This is a genomic window from Achromobacter sp. NPDC058515, from assembly GCF_042721735.1.
Lineage (GTDB): Bacteria > Pseudomonadota > Gammaproteobacteria > Burkholderiales > Burkholderiaceae_B > Achromobacter.
The window spans coordinates 536,007-557,250 of sequence record NZ_JBHXNI010000003.1 but is presented as its reverse complement, the minus strand read 5'-3'; the positions used below and the strand labels follow the sequence as shown (position 1 = coordinate 557,250).

The 21,244-nt window shown below is 69.1% G+C and carries 24 protein-coding genes; 16 read left to right on the top strand and 8 right to left on the bottom strand.

Going from position 1 to position 21,244, the window contains the following annotated elements:
- Window positions 1–9: 9 nt before the first annotated feature.
- Window positions 10–930: an alpha/beta fold hydrolase gene (locus ACFWP0_RS08490; RefSeq protein ID WP_377841150.1), complete on the top strand. Its 921-nt coding sequence runs from the start codon at window positions 10–12 to the stop codon at window positions 928–930.
- A gap of 74 nt (window positions 931–1,004) precedes the next feature.
- Window positions 1,005–1,337 (top strand): hypothetical protein, encoded by a 333-nt coding sequence (locus ACFWP0_RS08485; protein ID WP_377841149.1) that lies wholly within the window; start codon window positions 1,005–1,007, stop codon window positions 1,335–1,337.
- A 45-nt stretch (window positions 1,338–1,382) separates the two neighbouring features.
- Here ACFWP0_RS08485 and ACFWP0_RS08480 read toward each other — a convergent pair whose 3' ends face one another.
- Both ACFWP0_RS08480 and ACFWP0_RS08475 read right to left on the bottom strand, forming a co-directional pair.
- Window positions 1,383–1,919, bottom strand: coding sequence for a GNAT family N-acetyltransferase (locus ACFWP0_RS08480; RefSeq protein ID WP_377841147.1), 537 nt, complete (start codon window positions 1,917–1,919; stop codon window positions 1,383–1,385).
- Window positions 1,920–1,926: 7 nt separating this feature from the next.
- Window positions 1,927–2,499 (bottom strand): helix-turn-helix domain-containing protein, encoded by a 573-nt coding sequence (locus ACFWP0_RS08475; RefSeq protein ID WP_377841145.1) that lies wholly within the window; start codon window positions 2,497–2,499, stop codon window positions 1,927–1,929.
- Window positions 2,500–2,608: 109 nt separating this feature from the next.
- On the opposite strand from ACFWP0_RS08475, the gene ACFWP0_RS08470 reads away from it, so the two are divergent.
- From ACFWP0_RS08470 to alkB, 3 genes are all read left to right on the top strand, one after another.
- Complete coding sequence (locus tag ACFWP0_RS08470) at window positions 2,609–4,150, top strand: phospholipase D family protein (protein WP_377841144.1); 1,542 nt, start codon at window positions 2,609–2,611, stop codon at window positions 4,148–4,150.
- A gap of 82 nt (window positions 4,151–4,232) precedes the next feature.
- Window positions 4,233–4,946 carry a 2OG-Fe(II) oxygenase gene (locus ACFWP0_RS08465; protein WP_377841142.1) on the top strand — a complete coding sequence of 238 codons (714 nt, stop codon included), beginning with the start codon at window positions 4,233–4,235 and terminating at the stop codon, window positions 4,944–4,946.
- Window position 4,947: 1 nt separating this feature from the next.
- A complete protein-coding gene (gene alkB / locus ACFWP0_RS08460; protein ID WP_377841141.1) occupies window positions 4,948–5,607 on the top strand; it encodes a DNA oxidative demethylase AlkB in 660 nt (219 codons plus the stop codon).
- Window positions 5,608–5,632: 25 nt separating this feature from the next.
- Here the strand turns inward: alkB and ACFWP0_RS08455 are convergent, their stop codons facing one another.
- Window positions 5,633–6,175, bottom strand: a complete 543-nt coding sequence (locus ACFWP0_RS08455) for a carboxymuconolactone decarboxylase family protein (protein ID WP_377841140.1) — start codon at window positions 6,173–6,175, stop codon at window positions 5,633–5,635.
- 129 nt (window positions 6,176–6,304) lie between these two features.
- On the opposite strand from ACFWP0_RS08455, the gene ACFWP0_RS08450 reads away from it, so the two are divergent.
- The 6 genes from ACFWP0_RS08450 to ACFWP0_RS08425 all read left to right on the top strand — a co-directional run bounded on the left by ACFWP0_RS08450 (window position 6,305) and on the right by ACFWP0_RS08425 (window position 10,825).
- Window positions 6,305–7,168, top strand: coding sequence for an AraC family transcriptional regulator (locus ACFWP0_RS08450; RefSeq protein WP_377841138.1), 864 nt, complete (start codon window positions 6,305–6,307; stop codon window positions 7,166–7,168).
- Between the two features lie 127 nt (window positions 7,169–7,295).
- On the top strand, window positions 7,296–8,288 hold the full coding sequence (locus tag ACFWP0_RS08445; protein ID WP_377841136.1) for a formylglycine-generating enzyme family protein: 993 nt from the start codon (window positions 7,296–7,298) through the stop codon (window positions 8,286–8,288).
- Between the two features lie 61 nt (window positions 8,289–8,349).
- Entirely contained in the window at window positions 8,350–8,739 is a 390-nt protein-coding gene (locus ACFWP0_RS08440) for a VOC family protein (RefSeq protein WP_377841135.1), read from the top strand.
- Window positions 8,740–8,762: 23 nt separating this feature from the next.
- Window positions 8,763–9,572 (top strand): AraC family transcriptional regulator, encoded by an 810-nt coding sequence (locus ACFWP0_RS08435; RefSeq protein ID WP_377841133.1) that lies wholly within the window; start codon window positions 8,763–8,765, stop codon window positions 9,570–9,572.
- Window positions 9,573–9,665: 93 nt separating this feature from the next.
- Window positions 9,666–10,034, top strand: a complete 369-nt coding sequence (locus ACFWP0_RS08430; protein ID WP_377841132.1) for a cupin domain-containing protein — start codon at window positions 9,666–9,668, stop codon at window positions 10,032–10,034.
- A gap of 44 nt (window positions 10,035–10,078) precedes the next feature.
- Entirely contained in the window at window positions 10,079–10,825 is a 747-nt protein-coding gene (locus tag ACFWP0_RS08425; protein ID WP_377841130.1) for an SDR family oxidoreductase, read from the top strand.
- Window positions 10,826–10,837: 12 nt separating this feature from the next.
- On the opposite strand, the gene ACFWP0_RS08420 is transcribed toward ACFWP0_RS08425, so the two are convergent.
- Window positions 10,838–11,356: an MgtC/SapB family protein gene (locus ACFWP0_RS08420; RefSeq protein ID WP_377841129.1), complete on the bottom strand. Its 519-nt coding sequence runs from the start codon at window positions 11,354–11,356 to the stop codon at window positions 10,838–10,840.
- Window positions 11,357–11,554: 198 nt separating this feature from the next.
- Between ACFWP0_RS08420 and ACFWP0_RS08415 the strand changes: the two genes are divergently transcribed.
- Window positions 11,555–12,337 carry an SDR family oxidoreductase gene (locus tag ACFWP0_RS08415; protein ID WP_377841127.1) on the top strand — a complete coding sequence of 261 codons (783 nt, stop codon included), beginning with the start codon at window positions 11,555–11,557 and terminating at the stop codon, window positions 12,335–12,337.
- Between the two features lie 23 nt (window positions 12,338–12,360).
- Here ACFWP0_RS08415 and ACFWP0_RS08410 read toward each other — a convergent pair whose 3' ends face one another.
- On the bottom strand, window positions 12,361–13,053 hold the full coding sequence (locus ACFWP0_RS08410) for an HAD family hydrolase (protein ID WP_377841126.1): 693 nt from the start codon (window positions 13,051–13,053) through the stop codon (window positions 12,361–12,363).
- A 160-nt stretch (window positions 13,054–13,213) separates the two neighbouring features.
- Here ACFWP0_RS08410 and ACFWP0_RS08405 point away from each other — a divergent pair, with 160 nt between their 5' ends.
- Complete coding sequence (locus ACFWP0_RS08405; protein WP_377841124.1) at window positions 13,214–13,906, top strand: 2OG-Fe(II) oxygenase; 693 nt, start codon at window positions 13,214–13,216, stop codon at window positions 13,904–13,906.
- A gap of 4 nt (window positions 13,907–13,910) precedes the next feature.
- On the opposite strand, the gene ACFWP0_RS08400 is transcribed toward ACFWP0_RS08405, so the two are convergent.
- Both ACFWP0_RS08400 and ACFWP0_RS08395 read right to left on the bottom strand, forming a co-directional pair.
- Window positions 13,911–14,783 (bottom strand): alpha/beta fold hydrolase, encoded by an 873-nt coding sequence (locus ACFWP0_RS08400; RefSeq protein ID WP_377841122.1) that lies wholly within the window; start codon window positions 14,781–14,783, stop codon window positions 13,911–13,913.
- A gap of 30 nt (window positions 14,784–14,813) precedes the next feature.
- Window positions 14,814–15,869 (bottom strand): sugar phosphate isomerase/epimerase family protein, encoded by a 1,056-nt coding sequence (locus tag ACFWP0_RS08395; protein ID WP_377841120.1) that lies wholly within the window; start codon window positions 15,867–15,869, stop codon window positions 14,814–14,816.
- A 159-nt stretch (window positions 15,870–16,028) separates the two neighbouring features.
- On the opposite strand from ACFWP0_RS08395, the gene ACFWP0_RS08390 reads away from it, so the two are divergent.
- Window positions 16,029–16,625 carry a TetR/AcrR family transcriptional regulator gene (locus tag ACFWP0_RS08390; protein ID WP_377841119.1) on the top strand — a complete coding sequence of 199 codons (597 nt, stop codon included), beginning with the start codon at window positions 16,029–16,031 and terminating at the stop codon, window positions 16,623–16,625.
- A 21-nt stretch (window positions 16,626–16,646) separates the two neighbouring features.
- On the opposite strand, the gene ACFWP0_RS08385 is transcribed toward ACFWP0_RS08390, so the two are convergent.
- Window positions 16,647–17,630, bottom strand: a complete 984-nt coding sequence (locus tag ACFWP0_RS08385; RefSeq protein ID WP_377841117.1) for a Bug family tripartite tricarboxylate transporter substrate binding protein — start codon at window positions 17,628–17,630, stop codon at window positions 16,647–16,649.
- Window positions 17,631–17,717: 87 nt separating this feature from the next.
- Between ACFWP0_RS08385 and acnA the strand changes: the two genes are divergently transcribed.
- Window positions 17,718–20,351: an aconitate hydratase AcnA gene (gene acnA, locus ACFWP0_RS08380; RefSeq protein WP_377841115.1), complete on the top strand. Its 2,634-nt coding sequence runs from the start codon at window positions 17,718–17,720 to the stop codon at window positions 20,349–20,351.
- Window positions 20,348–21,244, top strand: coding sequence for an FCD domain-containing protein (locus ACFWP0_RS08375; protein WP_377841114.1), 897 nt, complete (start codon window positions 20,348–20,350; stop codon window positions 21,242–21,244). Before acnA ends, ACFWP0_RS08375 begins: the two co-directional genes overlap by 4 nt.

Genomic DNA, 21,244 nt, shown 5'->3' with positions numbered 1-21,244 from the left:
AATCCCGCCATGCGTCCGTACTCCCACATCCAGACTCCCTTGCTCGATATCGCCTACCAGGAATGGAATCCGGCCGGCTCGCGCACCGCCGTGCTCGTGCATGGCTGGCCCGACAGCCCCGAATCCTGGGGCATCGTGGCTGATCGGCTGGCGGCCGAGGGCTATCGCGTGTTGTGCCCCGCCTTGCGCGGCTTCGGGCCCACCCGCTTCCTGCGCGCGGACACGCCGCGCAGCGGCGAGCTTGCCGCGCTGGGGCGCGATCTGCTGGATTTCATCGGCGCGCTGCGCCTGCGGCAGCCGGTGCTGGCCGGACACGACTGGGGCGCGCGCGCCGCGGCCAACGCCTGCGGCCTGGAACCGGGCATCGCGTCCCGGCTGGTGCTGCTGTCGGTGGGCTACGGCACCAACGACCCGGCCCAGGCCCTGTCCCTGGCCCAGGCGCGCAACTACTGGTATCACTGGTTCATGGCCACGCCGCGCGGGGCCGAGGCAGTGCGCGCGCACGCCCGGGAATTCACGCGCTTCATGTGGGACACCTGGTCGCCCGGCGCCTGGTATGCGCCCGAACAATTCGAAGAGGCGGCGCGCGCTTTCGACAACCCGGACTGGCCCGCCGTGGTGCTGCATTCCTACCGTCACCGCTGGGGCTTTGCGGACGGCGATCCGGCCTATGCCGGGGACGCGGCCCGGCTGACGCCGGCGCCCGTATTGACAGCGCCCACGCTGGTGCTGCACGGCGGCGCCGACGCCTGCAACCAGCCCGCCACGTCCGAAGGCAAGGAATCCTATTTCACCGGCGGCTACGAGCGCCGGGTGCTCGAAGGCGTGGGCCATTTCCCGCAACGCGAAGCGCCGCAAGCCGTGGCGGACGCCATCCTGAAATTCTGCGGGGGAGCCGCCCAGGGCGCGGAAAGCCGGAATGGCGGATAATTCGTCTGTTTCCCGCCGCCGCACGCGGCGGATCTTTGCGGGCGCGCTGCGCCCGCCTGCATTCGGAGTCAGCTATGTATCGCGGCATTCAGGCGATCGAACAATTCATGGAATCCATCGGCCTGACCTGGCGACCCGGCTCGACCGAAAGCGCCGAACTGCGCGTCAGCTACCGCATCGGCAACACCCGGCCCCTGGGCATCGACCGCACGCTGGTGGAATTCCACTGCGACGCCAAGCGCGCCAAGGTCTGGGTGCCGGAGTTCTCGCGCACCAGCTTTCACCAGTGGTTCGAGGTGCCCTACCAGGACTTCGAATTCACGCCCGGCGGCTCCATGCTGAAGATCAAAGCCGCCGCCCGTGGCAACGCGCCGCCCTACAGCGTCGGCATCAAGCCGCTGGCCTGAGCCCGCGCGCGGCGCCCCATTTCGCGGGGCGCCCGAAACCGCCGGTCATAGCTGCTTGTACATGATCGTCGTCCCGTCCACTTTGGCTGCATCGAACGGATCGCGGCTGAAGCCCGGGATCACCCCCACCGTTTGATAGCCCAGCGACGCATACAAAGGTTCGGCGCTGTCGCCCGTGCGCGTGTCCAGGGTGATCAGGCTGCGGCCCAGCCGCGCCGCCATGGCGTCTACCTCGCGCATCAGCCGGCGAGCGATGCCCCGGCGGCGGAAATCCGGATGCACCAGCAGCTTGCGCACCTCGGCGCGATGCGGCTGGTTGGGCGGCGTGTCGGTATCCAGCTGGACCGAACCAGCCACCCGCCCGTCCTGCCGCGCCACCCACAGCTTCAGCGCGCCGCCAGCCACGGCGGGCAGCACCTTGCCGCGCCAGTAGGCCTGGGCATCCTCTTCCGAGTACGGCAGGACAAAGCTGACGCTGGCGCCCCCCTGCACGCAGGCGTGCAGCAGGCTGGCCAGTTCGGGCAGATCCGCGGCGGCGTCTTGCGCCGACAGGAGGGTCAATTCAGGGCTTGGATGGGACATGGCGGACTCAGACAATGAAGAGCAGGTAGCGGGCGCCGCTGTGCGGCGGGGTGGCAAAGGCGCTGGCGCCGAAGAGCTGATAGCGCAGGCAGTCGCCGGGACGCAAATCGTGGGCCTGGCCGTCCACCGTGATGGACAGCTCGCCGTCCAGCATCAGCAGATGGTGTTCCAGCCCCGGGCGCGGCGTATGGTCGTAGGCGATGCGGGCGTTCGCGGCCAGTTCGCAGGCCAGCACCTCGCCCGCCAGCTGCTGCGCCGGCGGGGACACCGAACGGCGGCGAAAGCCCACGCTCTCGTCCACCCACACGGCTTGCGCGCGCTCGGGCACCCAGGCGACGAAGTCGTCCTCCACCATGAGCATCAGGCGCGACATCGTCATCCCATAGGCGGCGCACAGCTTGCCCAGCACGCTGGCGGTGGGGCTGACCTCGGCGTTTTCCAGGCGCGACAGCGTCGCGCGGCTGACGCCCGCGCGGCCGGCCAGATCGTCCAGGGACCAGCCGCGGTCCTGGCGCAGCGTCTTGAGCCTGGCGGCCATGCGGCGGTCCAGATCGGGATCAGGGGAAGCATTGTTTTCCATATACGAGAATTTCTCCCATATTTGGAAATTCGTCAAGCCCCAGCCCCGCGTTGCGGCACGCCGGGCGCGGCTTGAACGCCACGTAACGGTCGTCCTGCACAATACGGGGATGCAATTTGCCAAATCCCTACTCATGACCGCCCTGTGCGCATTCCTGACCGGCTGTTCCCTGCCCTCGCTGGACAAGCGCAGCGTGTCGCATGCGCTGACGCCCGAAGAATCCCTCGCCACCCCGCTGGGCCGGGGCATCGCGCCGCTGGCGGCCGCGCACCCCGGCAAGTCGGGCATCCACCCGCTGTCCAACGCCCATGACGCCTTCGCCGCCCGCATGATGCTGGCGCGCGCCGCCGAGCGCAGCCTGGATGTGCAGTACTACATCTGGCACGGCGACATGACGGGCACCATGCTGCTGGAGGCGCTGCACGAAGCCGCCGACCGGGGCGTGCGCGTTCGCCTGCTGCTGGACGACAACGGCACCTCCGGCCTGGACCAGACGCTGTCCGCGCTGAACGGGCATCCGAACATCGAAGTGCGCCTGTATAACCCCTTTACGCTGCGCTGGCCCAAGCCGCTCGGCTACCTGACGGACTTCAGCCGCCTGAACCGCCGCATGCACAACAAGTCCTTCACCGCCGACAACCAGGCCACCATCGTCGGCGGACGCAATGTCGGCGACGAGTATTTCGGCGCGGCCAGCGGCGTGCTCTTCACGGACCTGGACGTGTTGGCCATCGGCGCCGCGGTCAACGACGTGTCGACCGATTTCGACCGCTACTGGGCCAGCGATTCCGCCTACCCGGTGGACCGCCTGCTCAAGACGGCCTCGCCCGGCGAGCTGGACGAACTGCAGGCGGACGCCGCCCGCTTGGAAGATTCGCCCGAAGCCGCCGCCTATGCCCAGGCCATGCGCGAGCTGCCCTTCATCCGGCAGCTGCTGCAGGGCGAGCTGCGCCTGGAATGGGCGGACACGCGCATGGTGAGCGACGATCCGCGCAAGACGCTGGGCACGGCGCCGCGCGAGGCGATGCTGCCGCATCAGCTGCACGACATCCTGGGCGCGCCCGAGGCGAACCTGGAGCTGGTTTCCCCCTACTTCGTGCCCACCGCCGCCGGCACGCAGGCGTTCGCCAAGATGGCGCGCGATGGCGTCAAGGTCAGGGTGCTGACCAATGCGCTGGAAGCCACCGACGTGGCGGTGGTGCATTCCGGCTACGCAAAGCGCCGCAAGGACCTGCTGGCCGCCGGCGTGGAACTGTACGAAATGAAGCGCATGGCGGGCGGCGCCGAGCGCAACAAGAGCATGGGCCCCTTCGGCAGCTCGGGTTCCAGCCTGCACGCCAAGACCTTCGCGGTGGACGGCCGGCGCGTCTTCGTGGGTTCGTTCAATTTCGATCCGCGTTCGGCCAGGCTGAACACCGAACTGGGTTTCGTAATCGACAGCCCGACGCTGGCCCGCGGCGTCGCGGGCGCCTTCGAGCAGGAGGTTCCGAAGACTGCCTACCGCGTCTGCCTGGACGACAGGGGCGAACTCTATTGGCTGGAGCAGCGCGACGGCAAGACCATCCGCCACGACACCGAACCGGGCACCGGCCTGTGGCAACGGTGGTGGGTGGGGTTCGCGTCCCTGCTGCCGCTGGAGCCCCTGCTATAGGCCGGCGCAACAAGCGGAGTGGCCGGCGCGCGCTGCGGGCGTAGACTGGCCATAGCGCTTTCCTGCCCTTGCACCCCGCATCATGAACCTCCTGCCCACCGACGCCGCGCTGCAGCAGCGCGACTGGACCGAAACGGCCGCCGCGCTCGACGCGCACGGCAACGCCATCCTGCCCGGCCTGCTGACGCCCGCGCAATGCGCGGCCCTGGCCGGCGCCTACGCGGACAACGGCCGCTACCGCAGCCGGGTCGTGATGGCGCGCCATGGCTTTGGCCGGGGCGAGTACAAGTATTTCTCCTACCCCCTGCCCGAGCTGCTGCAGGGGCTGCGCAGCGCCCTGTACCCGCATCTGGCGCCGATCGCCAACCGCTGGAACCAGCAGATGGGCATCGCGGTCCGGTATCCGGACGAACACGCGGCCTTCCTCGCCCGATGCCATGCGGCGGGCCAGCTTCGGCCCACGCCGCTGATCCTGGAGTATAGGCCGGGCGACTACAACTGCCTGCATCAGGACCTGTACGGCGAGCATGTGTTCCCCCTGCAGGTCGCCGTGCTGCTGTCGCGGCCCGGCGAAGATTTCACCGGCGGCGAATTCGTCATGACGGAAACCAGCAGCCGCGAGCAGCGCGCCGATGTCCTGCCCCTGCGGCAGGGCGACGCGCTGGTCTTCACCGTCAACCAGCGTCCGGTGCCAGGCGTGCGCGGCTGGCGCAAGGCGGCCATGCGCCATGGCGTAAGCACGCTGCTCTCCGGCCGCCGCCATACGCTGGGCATCATCTTCCACGACGCGCTCTGACATGGACTCGAACCTGGACCTCTTCGGCGACGACGACGCCACGCAGCGCGGGCGGGTGCCGCTGGGCGCGCAGTCCGTGGTCCTACGCGGCTTCGCGCTGCCTGCGATCGAAGACCTGCTGGCCGGCGTGGACGCCGTAACCTCGCAGGCTCCGTTCCGCCACATGGACACGCCCGGCGGCTACACCATGTCGGTGGCGCTGACGAATTGCGGCGCGCTGGGCTGGACGACCGATGCGCGCGGCTACCGCTACAGCCGCATCGATCCCATGACCGGCCAGCCCTGGCCGGCGATGCCGCAAGCCTTCGAACAACTGGCGCGGGACGCCGCGGCCGAGGCCGGCTTTCCCGGTTTTGCGCCGGACGCCTGCCTGGTCAACCGCTACGAGCCCGGCTCGCGCCTGTCGCTGCACCAGGACAAGAACGAGCGCGACTACAGCGCGCCCATCGTCTCCGTGTCGCTGGGCATGCCGGCCATGTTCCTCTTCGGCGGCGACGCGCGCGCGGACAAGACCGCGCGGGTGCCGCTGTTTCACGGCGACGTCGTCGTCTGGGGCGGCGTGGACCGGCTGCGCTACCACGGCGTGATGCCCCTGAAAGACCGGCCGCATCCGCGGCTGGGCAGCCTGCGCATCAACTTCACCATCCGCAAGGCGGGCTGAACGCCCGCCCTGCGCCTTCGGGCGCTTACGCCACGCGCAGCTGCACGCGGGGAAAGTCCACCGGCACGTCGAACGCGACGTTCACGTAGTTGGTGAACAGGTTCAACGCCACGTGCGCCAGGATCTCGACGATCTGCTCGTCGTTGAATCCCGCCGAGCGCAGCGCCGCCACGTCGGCCTCGCCCACCTGGCCATGCTGGCGCACCAGCTTCAACGCGAAGGCCAGCGCGGCGGCGGTTTGCGGATCGTCCGCCCGGCCGGCCTGCGCGGCGGCCATCTGCTCGGCGCTGGCGCCGGCCTTCCTGCCCAGCGCGGTGTGCGCGGCCAGGCAGTATTCGCAGCGGTTGCTGTCGGCCACGGCGACGGCGATCTGCTCGGCCAGCTGCGCGGGCAGCACGCCGCCGCCCAGGGCGCCAAACGCGCCCCACATGCTCTTGAGCGCGGCCGGCGAATTGGCCACGGCCCGGAACATGTTGGGCGTCGCGCCGAAGGCGCCGTGGATCTGGTCGAGCAGGCCCTTGCTGGCGGCGGGGGCAAGGGAGGCATCGATAAGGGGAACGCGGGACATGATGTTTCCTTTGAAAGGTTGGGAAGAAAGACAGGGCGATTGCCGTCTGCCTTTGCGTCAGTATGTTCGCGACGGGAGTTATATTGGATACTTAACGTCCATGATTCATATCTATTCGTCCATCCCATCATGCTTCCCGCCATCGACCGCCTGTCCGCCCTGCTGGAGCGGTTTCGCGTGCGCGCCCAGCTGTTCCATAGCGGACCGCTGTGCGGCCTGAACCGGTTCGCCCCCGAAGCGGGCCGCGGCTTCCTGCATGTGCTGCGCCGCGGCGAACTGGAGGTCAGCCACCGCCCCGGCAGCGGCCTGCCCCGGCGGCTGCGCATCGCCGAACCCACCCTGCTGTTCTACCCGCGCCCGGTCCACCATGAATTCCACAATCCGCCGCAAGACGGGCCGGACTTCACCTGCGCCACCCTGCACTTCGACGGCGGCGCCCGCCACCCGCTGGTGCGCGCGCTGCCGCCCCTGATCGCGCTGCCGCTGGCGCGCGTCCGCGGCCTGGAACAGGCCCTGGCGCTGCTGTTCGAGGAAACCGAGCAGGTCCGCTGCGGGCAGCGGCTGCTGGCGGACCGCCTGTTCGAGGTGGTGCTGATCCAGCTCTTGCGCTGGCTGATCGACCATCACGAAGTAGCGGGCATCCAGGTCGGCGTGATGACGGGCTTGTCCGAGCCCCGGCTGGCGCGCGCGCTGGTCGCCATGCACGAGACGCCGGGCGCCCCCTGGACGCTGGCCGCGCTGGCGGCGCAGGCCGGCATGTCGCGCAGCGCATTCGCCGCGACCTTCAGGAACGTGGTCGGCCAGCCGCCCGCCGACTACCTGGCCGACTGGCGCCTGACGCTGGCGCAGTCGCGCCTGCGGGACGGCCACGCGGTCAAGACGATCGCGGCCGAACTGGGCTATGCCAACGCCTCGGCGCTGTCGCGCGTGTTCAGCCAGAAGATGGGCGCGTCGCCGCGGCAATGGCTGGAATGCCAGGACCGGCCGGCCTGACGACGCGGCGGGTCCGTCCGGCCCCCCCGCGGCGGCGCCTCCCCGGCATGAGGGTTCCCCGCGTCTGGCAGGGCGGGCGCGGCGGCAATACTATTGCGCACCTTCACGCCTCGCGCCCTAGACAACCATGCGTACATGCCCTGCCCTGGTCCTGCTTTGCTCCCTGCTGCCGGCGCCCGCCCTGTCCGCGGAAGCGCCTGACGTCATCGAAAACCTGCTGGGCATGAGCTTCGTGCGCGTGCCCGCCGGCACCTTCCAGATGGGCAGTGACGAAGCGCCCGAGGCGCTGGCCGCCGCCTATCCCCACTATCCCGCCGACCGGTTCACCCAGCTGTTCGACGAGGCGCCGGTGCATACCGTGCGAATCACGCGGCCGTTCTACCTGGAACGCACCGAGGTCACCGTGGGCCAGTTCCGCCGGTTCATCGAAGCGTCCGGCTATGTTCCGGAGTCCGAGGCCGACGGCACGGGCGGCTACGGCTACAACGCCGCCTATGAACCCGAGAAATCCGCGCACGGCGACGCCTTCGAAGGCCGCGACCACCGCTATTCCTGGCGCAATCCGGGCTTTGCGCAGAGCGACGACCATCCCGTCGTGAACATCAGCTGGAACGACGCCACGGCGCTGGCGCAATGGCTGACCCAGAAAGAGGGGCGGGTGTACCGCCTGCCCACCGAGGCCGAATGGGAATACGCCTGCCGGGCCGGCGCGCGCAGCCGCTATCAGAACGGCGACGACCCCGCGGCCATGCCCGACATCGGCAACGGCTTTGACGCCGATGCCCAGCCGCTGTGGCCGAAATGGCAGGCCTACGCCTCGGCCCGCCCTGACGGCAACGCCTTTACCGCGCCCGTGGCCAGCTATGCGCCCAACGCCTTCGGCCTGTACGACATGCACGGCAACGCCTGGGAATGGGTGTCGGACTGGTACGGCGAGGACTACTACGCGCACTCTCCCGCCGACGATCCGCAAGGACCCGCCACCGGCAATGTCCGGGTCAGGCGCGGGGGCTCCTGGCACACCTGGGCGCTGTACACGCGGTCGTCCTACCGCAACTGGAACACCCCCGAAACGCGCTACCCGCTGGTGGGCCTGCGCCTGCTGCGCGAGGCCGATTAAAGAGGAAGACGGCCCGGCGGGTTAGCATAGCCGCACGCAAAACCTCAAAGAGAGTCCTGACATGCATTCGCTGGGCCGTCTCGTCCTTCTCGTGAACGACTACGACACCGCAATCTCCTTCTACCAAGACAAGCTGGGCATGGAGGTCTTCGCCGATATGCCCGTCGGGCAGCAACGGTACGTGCACCTGCGCCTGCCGGAGCAGCCCGCAGTCGGCGTGTGGCTGCTGCAAGCGCTGACGCAGGCGCAGCGCGACCGCGTCGGCGACCAGACCGGCGGCCAGCCGGTGGGCGTGTTCTACACGGACGACGTGCTGCGCGACCACGGCCGGTTCGTGGCCAAGGGAGTGCGCTTCACGAAGGAGCCCGTCCATGACGAAACCACTGTCTATGCCCACTTCATCGACCTGTACGGCAACGAGTTCGTGCTGGTCCAGGTGAAGCAGGCGTAACGCCTCGGCGCGCAGGTTCCAGCATGACCGCGACCAAGCCCGCGCAGGACTGGATCAAGCGCGCCGAACCTTCAGGCCACGTGGAGCGCATCGAGGCCTACTTCCGCGGCCATGGCTACGACATGCACCGCCACGACACCTACGCCATCGGGCGCACGCTGGCCGGCGTACAGAGCTTCCACTACCGCCGCGGCTACCGGCACAGCCTGCCGGGCGGCACCATCGTGCTGCATCCCGACGAAGTCCACGACGGCCAGGCCGGCACCGACGCGGGCTTTCGCTACCGCATGGTCTACGTGAAGCCGGCGCTCATCCAGCAGATCCTGGGCGGACGGCCGCTACCCTTCATCCGCGACGGCATCTCGGCCGATCCCCGGCTGTACGCCGCCACCGAGGCGCTGCTGCAGAGCACCACCCGCCCCATCGATCCGCTGCGGGAAGACGACGCCCTCTATGAAATGGCCCAGGCGCTGTGCGCCGCCGCGGGCCACAAGGCCCTGCGTCGCCTGCCAGACTACGCCGCCGCGAACCGCGCCCGGCACTACATCCATGCGTCGCTGGAACAGGCGATCACCCTGGAGCAGCTGGCGCGCGCGGCGGGCGCCGACCGCTGGAGCCTGTCGCGCGACTTCCGCGCGCTGTTCGGCACCAGCCCCTACCGCTATGTGATGCTGCGCCGCCTGGATCAGGCGCGCCGGCTGATCGCCGCGGGCCGCCCGCTGGCGGACGCCGCCGCGGACGCGGGCTTCACCGACCAAAGCCACCTGACGCGCCGCCATGTCCAGACCTACGGCCTGACGCCGGACCGCTGGCGGCGGATGCTGCAAGGCTGACGCGGCGCCGCCGCCAGAACCTGCTCGATCGTACAAGACGCCCGGGCGCCGGGCCGCTATCGTGGGGACTTTCCCCTTTCCGCAGGTGACGCCATGCCCGGCATCGAACCCATCAATCTGGCCGCCAAACTGGCGCTGATCCACGAGCACTGGATGCCCAAGGTCATCGCCGAGATGAACGACTACCAATTCAAGCTGGCAAAGCTCAAAGGGGATTTCCTCTGGCATGCCCACCCCGACACGGACGAGACCTTCATCGTCATCCAGGGCCATCTGCGCATCGAGCTGCGCGACGGCCACGTCGACCTGGGCCCGGGCGAAATGACCGTCATCCCCAAGGGGGTGGAGCACAAGCCTTGCGCGCGCGGCGAGGTGCAGCTCATGCTCATCGAACCGCGCGGCGTGGCGAACACGGGCGACCAGGGCGGCGAGCGCCGCGCCCCCAACGACGTCTGGATCTGAACGCCCGCCGTTCTGCTACTGTGGAGTCCATACCGGAGACAACCATGTCCAAAGTCATGCTGATCACGGGCGGCAGTCGCGGCATCGGGGCCGCCGTCGCCAAGCTGGCCGCCCGCCGCGGATACGCGGTAGGCGTCAACTACCACTCGCACGCCGACGCCGCCCAGGCGGTCGTGGCCGACATTGAACGCGACGGCGGCCGCGCCATCGCCATCCAGGCCGATGTTTCCCAGGAAGACCAGGTCGTGCGGATGTTCCGCATGCTCGACGAACGCCTGGGGCCCCTCGACGCGCTGGTCAACAACGCCGGCATCCTGGAAAAGCAGATGCGCGTGGACGACATGAGCGCCGAACGGCTGCTGCGCGTGCTGTCCACCAATGTCGTCGGCGCCTTCCTGTGCGCGCGCGAAGCGGTGCGCCGGATGTCGACGCGCCATGGCGGCCAGGGCGGCGCCATCGTCAACGTGTCTTCCGCCGCCGCGCGGCTGGGTTCGCCCAACGAATATGTGGATTACGCGGCCTCCAAGGGCGCGCTGGACACGCTGACCATCGGCCTGTCCAAGGAAGTGGCCCCGGAGGGCATACGCGTGAACGGCGTGCGCCCCGGCACGATCTACACCGAGATGCACGCCAGCGGCGGCGAGCCCGGACGCGTCGACCGCCTGAAGAGCGTGATCCCGCTGCGCCGCGGCGGCACCGTGGACGAAGTCGCCGGCGCCGTGATGTGGTTGTTCTCGGACGAGGCCGGCTACACCAGCGGCTCGTTCATCGACGTGTCGGGCGGCAACTGAGCCGGGCCGCGGCTATTTCACGTCGGAGGACACCACGCGCTTGTCCGCCCTGGCCGAAATGCGCGCTTCGACGCGGCGCAGCACCGCCAGCACGAACAGCGCCATCAGGGTGCTGACCAGCGCGGTCGCCTCGCGCCCCATGCCGGCGGCCACGCCGATGGCGGCCGTCATCCAGATGCTGGCCGAGGTGGTCAGCCCGTGGATCTCGCGTTCGTCGCTGAGCTTGATGATGGCGCCCGCCCCCAGAAAGCCGATGCCGGCGATCACGCCTTGCAGCACGCGGCTCAGGTCGCCCACCTGCATGCCGCCCTGCAAGGGCACCAGCACGAAGATGGCCGCCCCCAGCGCCACCAGCATATGCGTGCGCAGGCCGGCGTCCTTGCCGCTGCGTTCGCGTTCATAGCCCAGCAGGCCGCCGAGGATCACGGCCATTCCCAGGCGCAGCACGATGCGCGTCGCCTCCCCGACATCGGGGATGTCGGCGAACTCGCTACGCACCGTGGACCAGATTTCCAGCCAGATTCCCGACATTGCCGCGTCCTTGGGACCGAGGTGGAATCAGCATAGCAGGCAGCACGCGGGCGGCGCTAGAAAGGGATCGCCCTAAGCGGGATCTCAGGCGCCGGCAGCGCAAGCCTGGACATCCCGCGCTGGCACGTTCCCGCGCTTCTGGTTTACAACCTGACAGTGAGCCCGCGCCCGGCGGGCGCGTATCGACAGGAGCTCTACATGGACTTGCAGCTGGCGGGTAAACGCGTGCTCATCACGGGCGCTTCCAAGGGCATAGGCCTGGCCTGCGCGGTCGCCTTCGCACGCGAAGGCGCGGAGCCGGTGCTGGTGGCGCGCGACGACGACGCCTTGCACGCGGCCACGGCCGCGATCCGCGAACAGACGGGCAAGCAGGCCGACGCGGTCACGCTGGACCTGGGCCAGGCCGGCGCGGCGGAGCGCCTCTGCAAGGAAACCGGCCTGATCGACATCCTGGTGAACAACGCCGGCGCGGTGCCGGGCGGCGCGCTGGACCAGGTGCAGGACGAACGCTGGCGCGCCGGCTGGGAATTGAAGGTGCACGGCTACATCAGCCTGGCGCGCCACTACTACCCGAAGATGCGCGAGGCCGGTGCGGGCGTCATCGCCAACATCATCGGCATGGCCGGGTCGGCGCCGCGCGCGGACTACATCTGCGGGGCGGCGGCCAATGCCTCGCTCATCGCCTTCACGCGCGCCCTGGGCGGAGAATCGCCGCGCAACGGCGTGCGCGTCTTCGGGGTGAACCCCTCGCGCACGCGCACCGACCGCGTGCTGACCCTGGCGCGGCAGCGCGCCCAGGCCCGCTGGGGCGACGAGTCGCGCTGGCAGGAAACCTTGTCGGACCTGCCCTTCGGGCGCCTCATGGAGCCCGAGGAAGTGGCGAACATGGTCGTGTTCGGGGCGTCGCCCCGCGCGGGCTACCTGAGCGGCACGGTGATCGACCTGGACGGCGGCGAGCAGTACGCCACCCACGGGCGCTGACGCCCGCCGCCGCCCGCAAGCCTTCAGGCCGCTGCTGCCCGCCAGCCCGCCAGCAACGCCGGGAGCTGCTGCATGTCGGTGAAGACGTGGGCCACGCCCGCGTTGCGCAGCGCCTGCGCGCCGCTGTGGCCATTGGCGTGCGGGCTGTAGCCGAACACCGTCGCGCCAGCGGCGACGCCCGCGGTCGCGCCGGTCACCGTGTCTTCGACGATGGCGCAGCGCTGCGGGTCCACGCCCAGCGCCTTCGCGGCGGCCAGGTACACATCCGGGAACGGCTTGCTGCGCGGCATTTCGTGGCCGCTGAAGACGCGTCCGTCGAAACAGTCGGCAATGCCCACCTTGGCCAGTTGCAGCTCCACCTTGCGGCGGTCCGCCCCCGAGGCCACGGCGATGCGGCCGTCCAGCGCCTCGTGCAGGGCGCGCACGGCGTCCGGCGCGCCGGGGATCTCAAGCAGGTCGCGGTCCAGCGCGTCGTTGCGGCGCTGGCGGAACTGGTCGAACCAGTCCTGGGTGATCTTGGCGCCGGTGCGCGCCTCGATCAGGGGCAGTTCGTCCTTGACGGCTTTACCGGTAAAAATATCCATCGTCTCCGCATGCGTGATGCCCCAGCCCAGTTCATTGAGCATCTCGGCCAGCACGCGGCTGGTGATGGGTTCGGAATCGACCAGGACGCCGTCGCAGTCAAAGAGCACGGCATCAAAAGGAAAATCAGTCATTGCAGGCAACACCGGGAATGTCCATGAAGCGGGTAAGCATACTTCACGCCCCCCAGGCCCATGCCGGCCGCGGCGCAGCAAGCGGCGGAGTGCGGCGGACCTTCGCCGCGGCTAAGCTTTCCGGACGCATTGCGCTCCCGCCCCCGCTTCCAGAATGACCATGACGCCTGCCTTCCAACCGCTGGACACTTACGACTGGCCCCGCATCGCGCAAGATCTCGACGCGCAGGGCTGGGCCATGCTGCCCTCGCTCTTCGCGGCGGATGCCGCGCGCGAGATGGCGCAGGCCATGGCCGCAACGGCCCGCCCGTCGCCCGCGCAGGCGGGCCACGGGGACCGCTATGCGCTGCCCGATCCGCTGCCTGCCGCGCTGTCGCGCCTGCGCGCCGACCTGTACCGCCGCCTGCTTCCGGTCGCCCGCGCCTGGGCGGCGGCGCTGGGCCAGGACGCTTCCTATCCCGACGATCTGTCGACGTACACACAGCAAAACCACCGCGCCGGGCAACGGCACAGCCTGTCCGCCATCCTGCGCCTGCGCGCGGACGACTACCAGCCGCTGCTGCAGCATGCCGACGGCGCTTGCGTCTTTCCGCTGCGGCTGATCGCCCTGCTTTCGGAGCCCGGCCAGGACTTCACGGGCGGCGAAGTCGTGATGACCGAGCAGCGCCCGCGCATGCAGTCGCGCCCGATGGTCCTGCCCCTGCAATGGGGCGACGCGGCGGTGATCGCGGTGTCGCACCGGCCTGTCCGGGGCGCGCAGGGCATCTATCGCGTCACGGCCCGCCAGGCGGTCAGCCGGGTGCTCGGCGGCGAACGCCTCGGACTGGAACTGGCGCTGCACGAGGCGCCGTAGACGCTCACCCCTCCAGCGACAGGAACGGGAGCAGGTGCTCCAGAAAAGCCTCGTGGCATTCCTCGGTGACGAAATGCCCACAATCGGGAATGATCGCGCCCTGCAGGTCGCGGGCGTTCTCGCGCATGGTGACGAGCGGCGCGTCCCGGGTCGCGTGTTCGGCGCCGATGGCCAGCGTGGGCATTTCCAGCTTGCGCGTGGCGCGCAGAGTGTTCTGCCGGATGGTCTCCGGAATGGCGCGGTAATAGGAGAATCCGCCGCGCAGTCCGCCGGGCGAGGAATAGGCGTCGATGTAGACGTCGGCCGCGACCCGGTCGCGGCGATGCGACCACTTGTCGAACATATAGGTCAGATACGCCCTTTCCCTGCCCGCGATCAGCGTCTCGGGCAAATCGTTCAACTGGTTGAACATGAAGTGCCACAGGAAGATGTTCTCTTCGGGCGGCGCGAAGATGGTGGGCGCGGGCGCCAGGCCGGGGATGACCGCCTCGGTCAGCGCCAGCCGGCTCACGGCAGCCGGGAAGTCGCTGGCCAGGGCATACGCCACCCACATGCCGATGTCGTGGCCCACCACCTGGTAGCGCGCATGGCCCAGCTGCGACATCAGCTGGTGCAGGGTTGCGGCGACTGCGCCCGTGTCGTAGCCGTCCGCCGGGCGGTCGGAGTCGCCCGTACCCGGCGGATCCACGGCAATCGCCAGGTAGCCCGCCTGCGCCAGCGCCGCCATGATGTGGCGCCAGGTGTACCAGGTCTGGGGCCAGCCCGGGATCAGCAGCACGGGCGTGCCGCGGCCCGCGATGGCGCAGTGGATGCGGTTTCCGTTCACGTTGACGTACTGATGCGTGCAGGCGTCGGCGGAAGAATTCTGATGTGTCATTGCCATGGTTCCTGAGGCGGCGTTCGCCGCTTACGCGATGCCCAGCAGGGCGTTGATCTGTTGCTTGTCGATGGCGGCGCCGGCGAAGTCGTCAAATACCTTCGACGTGACCGGAATGATGTGGCGGTTGATGAAGTCCACGCCCTCCCGCGCGCCTGTCTCCTGGTCCTTCAGGCAGCACTCCCATTCCAGCGTGGCCCAGCCCTGATAGTCGTGGTGCGCCAGCTTCGAGAAGATGGCCTTGAAATCCACCTGCCCGTCGCCCAGCGAGCGGAAGCGCCCGGCCCGGTTTATCCACGATTGATAGCCGCCGTAGATGCCCTGCCGGCCCGTCGGGTTGAACTCCGCGTCCTTCACATGGAACATGCGGATGTGGTCCTTGTAGATGTCCAGGTATTGCAGGTAGTCGAGCTGCTGCAAGACGAAATGGCTGGGGTCGAAAAGAATGGCGCAGCGCGCGTGGCCGCCGACGCGCTCGTGGAACATTTCGAACGAGATCCCGTCGTGCAGGTCCTCGCTGGGGTGGATCTCGAAGCAGAGGTTCACGCCCTGGGCGTCGCATTCGTCCAGCACCGGCCGCCAGCGCTTGGCAAGTTCGTCGAACGCCGCCTCGATCAGGCCTTCCGGCCGTTGCGGGAACGGAAACAGGTAAGGCCACGCGAGCGACCCCGAGAACGTGCCCATGTCGGTCAGGCCCAGCCTTCTGGACGCGCGCGCCGTGTCCAGCAGCCCCTGCCTGGCCCACGCCGTCCTTGCCTGCGGATTGCCCCGCGCCTCGATGGGCGCGAAGTTGTCGACCATGGCGTCGTACGCCGGATGCACGGCCAGGAGCTGGCCAAAGATATGGCTGGTCAATTCGCTGATCACCAATCCGTGGCGGGCCAGGACGCCCACGATTTCATCGCAATAGTCCTGGCTGACCGCCGCCGTCGCGGCGTCGAAGAAGCGCTTGTCCCAGGCGGGAATCTGCAAGGCCTTGAAACCCACGTCCGCCGCCCATTGCGCGATGGCGGGCAAGCTGTTGAACGGGGCGGCGGCATCGCTGAATTGCGCCAGGTGCAGGCTGGGGCCTTTGATCGTTTGCATGATTTTTCATCTCAATTGTTTGTCGAACGACAAAGAATAGGCGATATGCGGCGGCGCTGCAAGCGGCCGTGGCGACGTTCGGCCTTGATCCGCGGCTTTGCGATGCCGCCGGAGGCCATCGCGCTACACTGCTCGCCAGTTCATTGCACCGAGATCGACATGGCAGGCAGACCCAGAGAATTCGACCGCGACCTGGCGCTACAGCAGGCGATGCTGGCGTTCTGGAAGCAAGGCTACGAAGGCACGTCGATGGCGGACCTGGTGGCGGCGACGGGCCTGGCGTCGGCGCGTCTGTACGCGGCCTTCGGCTCCAAGCAGGACCTGTTCCGCGAAGCGGTGGCGCGATATGAAGCGGGCGACGGCGCGTTCGCCGAGAAAGCGCTGGAAGGCGGGGAAGGCGTGCGCGACGCCATCGAGAAACTGCTGAGCGACGCCGTGGCCACCTACACGAAGCGCGGCCGTCCTCAAGGCTGCATGGTGGTCTCGGCCGCCACCAATTACGCCGCCGAGAACGAGGCCGTCATGGCGTGGCTCACCACGCATCGCAAGGCCCGCACGCAATCCATCATCGACCGATTGGAAGCCGCAATGCAGGCGGGGGAACTCAAGCCCGGCGCCGACGTGCAGGCATTGGGCGACTACTACGCGGTGGTGCTGCACGGGCTGTCCGTGCAAGCCCGCGACGGCGTGGGCAAGGGCCGGCTGCTGGCCCTGATCGCCCCTGCCCTGAGCGCGCTGGACGCCGTCACGCGCTAGCCGGCATCCCCTGCGCCGCGATCAGTTTTCCGCCGTGATGTGGCCATCGGCCACCACCTTGGCAAACACCGCGGTCTGCGCCTTGATGAAGGCGCGGAACTCGTCCCGGCTCATGGGCTGCACTTCGCCGCCCAGCTCGCGGATGCTGGCCACGAACTTCTCGTCCTTCAGGCTGCGGCCGATGGCGTCGGCCAGCTTTTGCTGTGTCTCGGCGGGCGTGGCCGCGGGCACGAACACGCCGAACCAGTTCTCCAGCGCATAGTCCTTGAGCGGCGCGTATTCCGCCACGGCGGGGATGTCGGGCGCGAACGATGCGCGCCTGGCGGAAGTGACCGCCAGGGGCTTGACCTTGCCGCTCTTGATGAAGGGCAAGGCGCCCGCCAGGCTGACGAAGGTCAGGTCCACGCTGCCCGCCGCCACGTCCACCAGCTGCGCGGACGCGCCCTTGTACGGCACGTGCACCATCTTGATCCCCGCCAGCGACTGCAGCAGCTCGCCGTTCAGGTGCTGCGGATTGCCCACGCCGCTGGTCGCGTACGTCAGCTTGTCCGGGTGCGCGCGGCCATAGGCCACCAGCTCCTCCACATTGGCCGCCGGCAGCTTGGGGTTGGCGACCAGCACATTGGGCACGCGGGCGATCAGCGCAATCGGCGCCAGGTCCTTTTCCGGCTGGTACTGCATCTTGCCCTTGAAGACCAGGGGATTGATGGCGGTTTCTCCGGCGGACCCCAGCAGCAGGGTCGTGCCGTCCGGCGCGGAACGCACCACCGTCTGCGCGCCCAGCATGCCGCTGGCGCCCGGCCGGTTCTCCACCACCACGCCTTGCGGCAATTCGCTGCGCAGCCGTTCGGCCAGCAGCCGGCCCATGCCGTCCACGCCGCCGCCGGCGGCAAAGGGCACGATCAGGGTGATGGGACGGCCCGCGGCCGGGTCGGCGGCGTGCAGCGGGGTCGAGGCGGCGAGCGCCAGGGCCGCGGTGGCGGCCAGGGTGCGAATTCGGGGCATGGTCTGTCTCCTGTCTGGCCTGCTTCGATTGCGGCCGGGTTTTTACTTAATTGCATTTTATAGATGCAATATGCAAAACTGGCAGCTATGGAAAACACCAATGCCCCGCTGCGCCGCGCCAGCTTCACCCTGGACGGCGCGCTGTACACCCATCTGGATCTGCCCGGCATGTACGGCGCGGACTACTTCCGCCTGCCGGTCGTGCTGCGGCTGCTGCTGGAAAACGCGCTGCGCAACATGCAGGACGCCGAGCGCGACGCCGCTGTCGGCTCGCTGTTCAGCTGGCTTGAACAAGGCACCAGCGAATCCGAGATCGCCTTCCAGCCGGGGCGCGTGCTGATGCACGACACCACCAGCACCCCCGCCCTGGTCGACATCGCCGCGATGCGCGATGCGCTGGCCGAGGCCGGCGTCGACCCTGGCGTCCTCAATCCGGTGCTGCCGGTGGACGTGTCGGTGGACCATTCGCTGGCCGTCGAGGCCTATGCGCGCGACGATGCGGCGGCGCTGAACCTGGACCTGGAACTGCGCCGCAACGCGGAGCGTTACCGCTTCCTGCGCTGGGCGTCCAAGGCGCTGTCGAACGTGCGCATCCACCCGCCGGGCACCGGCATCATGCACACGATCAACCTGGAGCAGCTGGCCACGGTGGTCTGCCGGCAACCGGGCGCGGACGGCATTGCGCTGCATCCCGACATGATGATCGGCACGGACAGCCATACGCCGATGATCAACGGCATCGGCGTGCTGGGCTGGGGCGTGGGCGGACTGGAGGCGCAGACCGTCATGTTCGGCATGCCGACGATGCTGCGCATCCCCGACGTCGTCGGCGTACGGCTGACTGGCGCGCTGCAGGCCGGCGCGACGGCGACCGACCTGGCCTTGACCGTGACCCAGCGCCTGCGCGCCATCCAGGTGTCCGGCGAGTTCGTGGAGTTCTTCGGGCCCGGCGCGGCCACGCTGTCGGCGGGCAGCCGCTGCGTGGTGGCCAACATGGCCCCCGAGTACGGCGCCACCACGGGCTACTTTCCCATCGACGGCGAGACGCTGGCCTATCTGCGGCAGACCGGCAGGCCCGAATCGCACATCGCAATGGTCGGGGCTTATGCCGAACGCGCCGGCATCGCGCTGGATCCCGCCGCCTCGCCGCGCTACACCCGTGTGGTCGAGATCGCGCTGGACCGTGTGCGGATGCACGTGGCCGGCCCGAAGCGCCCACAGGACCTGCACCCCTACGGCCAGACGAAAGCCATCCTCGCGGACCTGGACTTCACGCCCCGCGCGACGGGCGGCGCCCTGCCCCGGCACGCCATCGCCATTGCCGCCATCACCAGCTGCACCAACACCTCGGACCCGCGCCTGCTGATGGCGGCGGGGCTGCTGGCCCGCAAGGCGCGCCAGGCTGGCTTGAAGGCGCCGCCATGGGTCAAGACCTCCCTGGGCCCCGGCTCGCCCGCCGCCGCCGGCTACCTGGCGCGCGCCGGCCTGATGGACGACCTGGCCGCCGTGGGCTTCGACATCGTGGGATACGGCTGCACCACCTGCATCGGCAACTCCGGGCCGCTGCCCGCCGCAGTGCGCGAGGCCATGGCCGCCGGCACGGTACATCCCGTGGCCGTGCTGTCCGGCAACCGCAATTTCACGGGCCGCATCCATCCGGACCTGGACCTGGGCTTCCTCATGTCGCCGCCTCTGGTCATCGCCTTCGCGCTGGCCGGCGACGCGGAAAAGGACCTCAGCCAGGAACCGGTGCAATACGCGCCCGACGGCCGCGCCGTCCATCTGCGCGACTTGTGGCCCGCCGAGGCCGACATCGACGCGGCGCTGGCTGCCGGGCTGCGTCCCGCGGACTATCGCGCCGCCTTCAGGATCGCCAGCGCCAATCCCGCCTGGCAGGCGCTGCAGTCGCCGGATTCGGCGCGCTTTCCCTGGGACCCGGCGTCCACCGCGCTGCGCCGCCCGCCGTTCGCCTCCACCGAGGCCGGCAGCCAGTTGGGCCGCTACGCCGCGCATCCGCTGCTGGTGCTGGGCGACGACGTGACGACCGACCACCTGTCGCCGGCCAGCGCCATCCCGCCCGACAGCCTGATCGCCGACTTCCTCGTCGAGCGCGGCGACGACCGCAGCGACCTGAACGTCTTCGCCTCGCGCCGCGGCAACTGGCAAGTCATGATGCGCGCCGCGTTCTACAGCAAAAGCCTTGCGAACCTGCTCTGTCCGGACGCGCCCGTGGGCCATACGCTGCATGCGCCAAGCGGCAGGATGGAACCGATCTGGGAAGCCGCCGGCCACTACGCCCAGGCCGGGCAGCCCGTGGTGCTGGTGGCCGGCGCCCGCTTTGGCACGGGCTCGTCGCGCGACTGGGCGGCCAAGGGCCAGCGCCTGTTGGGCATACGCGCGGTGCTGGCCGTCAGCTTTGAACGCATCCACCGGTCGAACCTGATCGGCATGGGCATCCTGCCCCTGCGCCTGCCCGAAGGCGTGACGCCCGAGACCTTGCGGATACAGTCCGGCGACCGGATCGAGATCGACGCCGACGCCGCCGCGCTGGCGCCGCGCCTGGCCGTGCCGGTGCGCATCCTGCGCGCCAACGGCGCCATCGAGCCGCTCGCGGCCACCGCCGCCGTCGAGACCCGGCTGGAAGTCAGCCTGTTGCGCAAGGGCGGCGTCATTCCCGCTATCCTATCGGACACCATCGAATCCGCTGTCCACAAGCCATGAGCGCGCAAACCAATACCGTCACGAAGATCCTGGCGCTGATCAGGGAAGACCGCCTGCCCGAAGGCGCGCACCTCACGGCGCAAAAGCTCGCCGACCGGCTGCGGCTGTCGCGCTCGCCGGTCAACGACGCGCTGGGCATCCTGGAGCAGCACGGCGTCGTGGCGCGCAAGCCCAACCGCGGCTATTTCCTGCAACAGGACTACGCCGCCGTGGCCGACACGGATGCCGGCATCGCGCCGCCGTCCGCGGACGACATCGTGACGCAAAGCTACTTCAAGCTGGCTGACGAGCTCCTGCGCGGCGAACTGCCCATGCAATGCAGCGAAGCCCTGCTGCGCGCGCGCTACGCGCTGACCAACGCGCAGACGCAGGCCCTGCTCGCTCGCATTTCCCAGGAAGGCTGGGCGCAGCGCCGGCCCGGCTACGGCTGGGAATTCTCTTCCATGATGACCACGCCGGACAGCCTGCTGCAGTCCTACCGGCTGCGCCTGGCGCTGGAGCCGGCGGCGCTGCTGGAGCCGGGCTTTCGTATAGGCAAGGACGTGCTGGCGCGCTGCCGCGCCGCCGAAAAGCACCTGCTGGACGGCGGCATCGCCACCGACACGGCCGACCAGCTCCACGAGCGCGGCGTGCGCTTTCACGAGTCTTTGGTGGAGGCCTCCGGCAACCCGTTCTTCATCGACACGATCAAGCGCGTCAACCGCGTGCGCCGCCTGCTGTCCTACCGCTCCATGCAGGACCGCAGCCGCTACAAGCAGCATTGCGACCAGCACCTGGCCATCCTGGACCTGCTGGAACGCGAACGCAACGAAGACGCCGCCGCGGCGCTCGCCAGCCATTTGCGCAGCACCCTGGACAACCTGGCCCGCATCAGCGGCATCCTGACTTCCTAG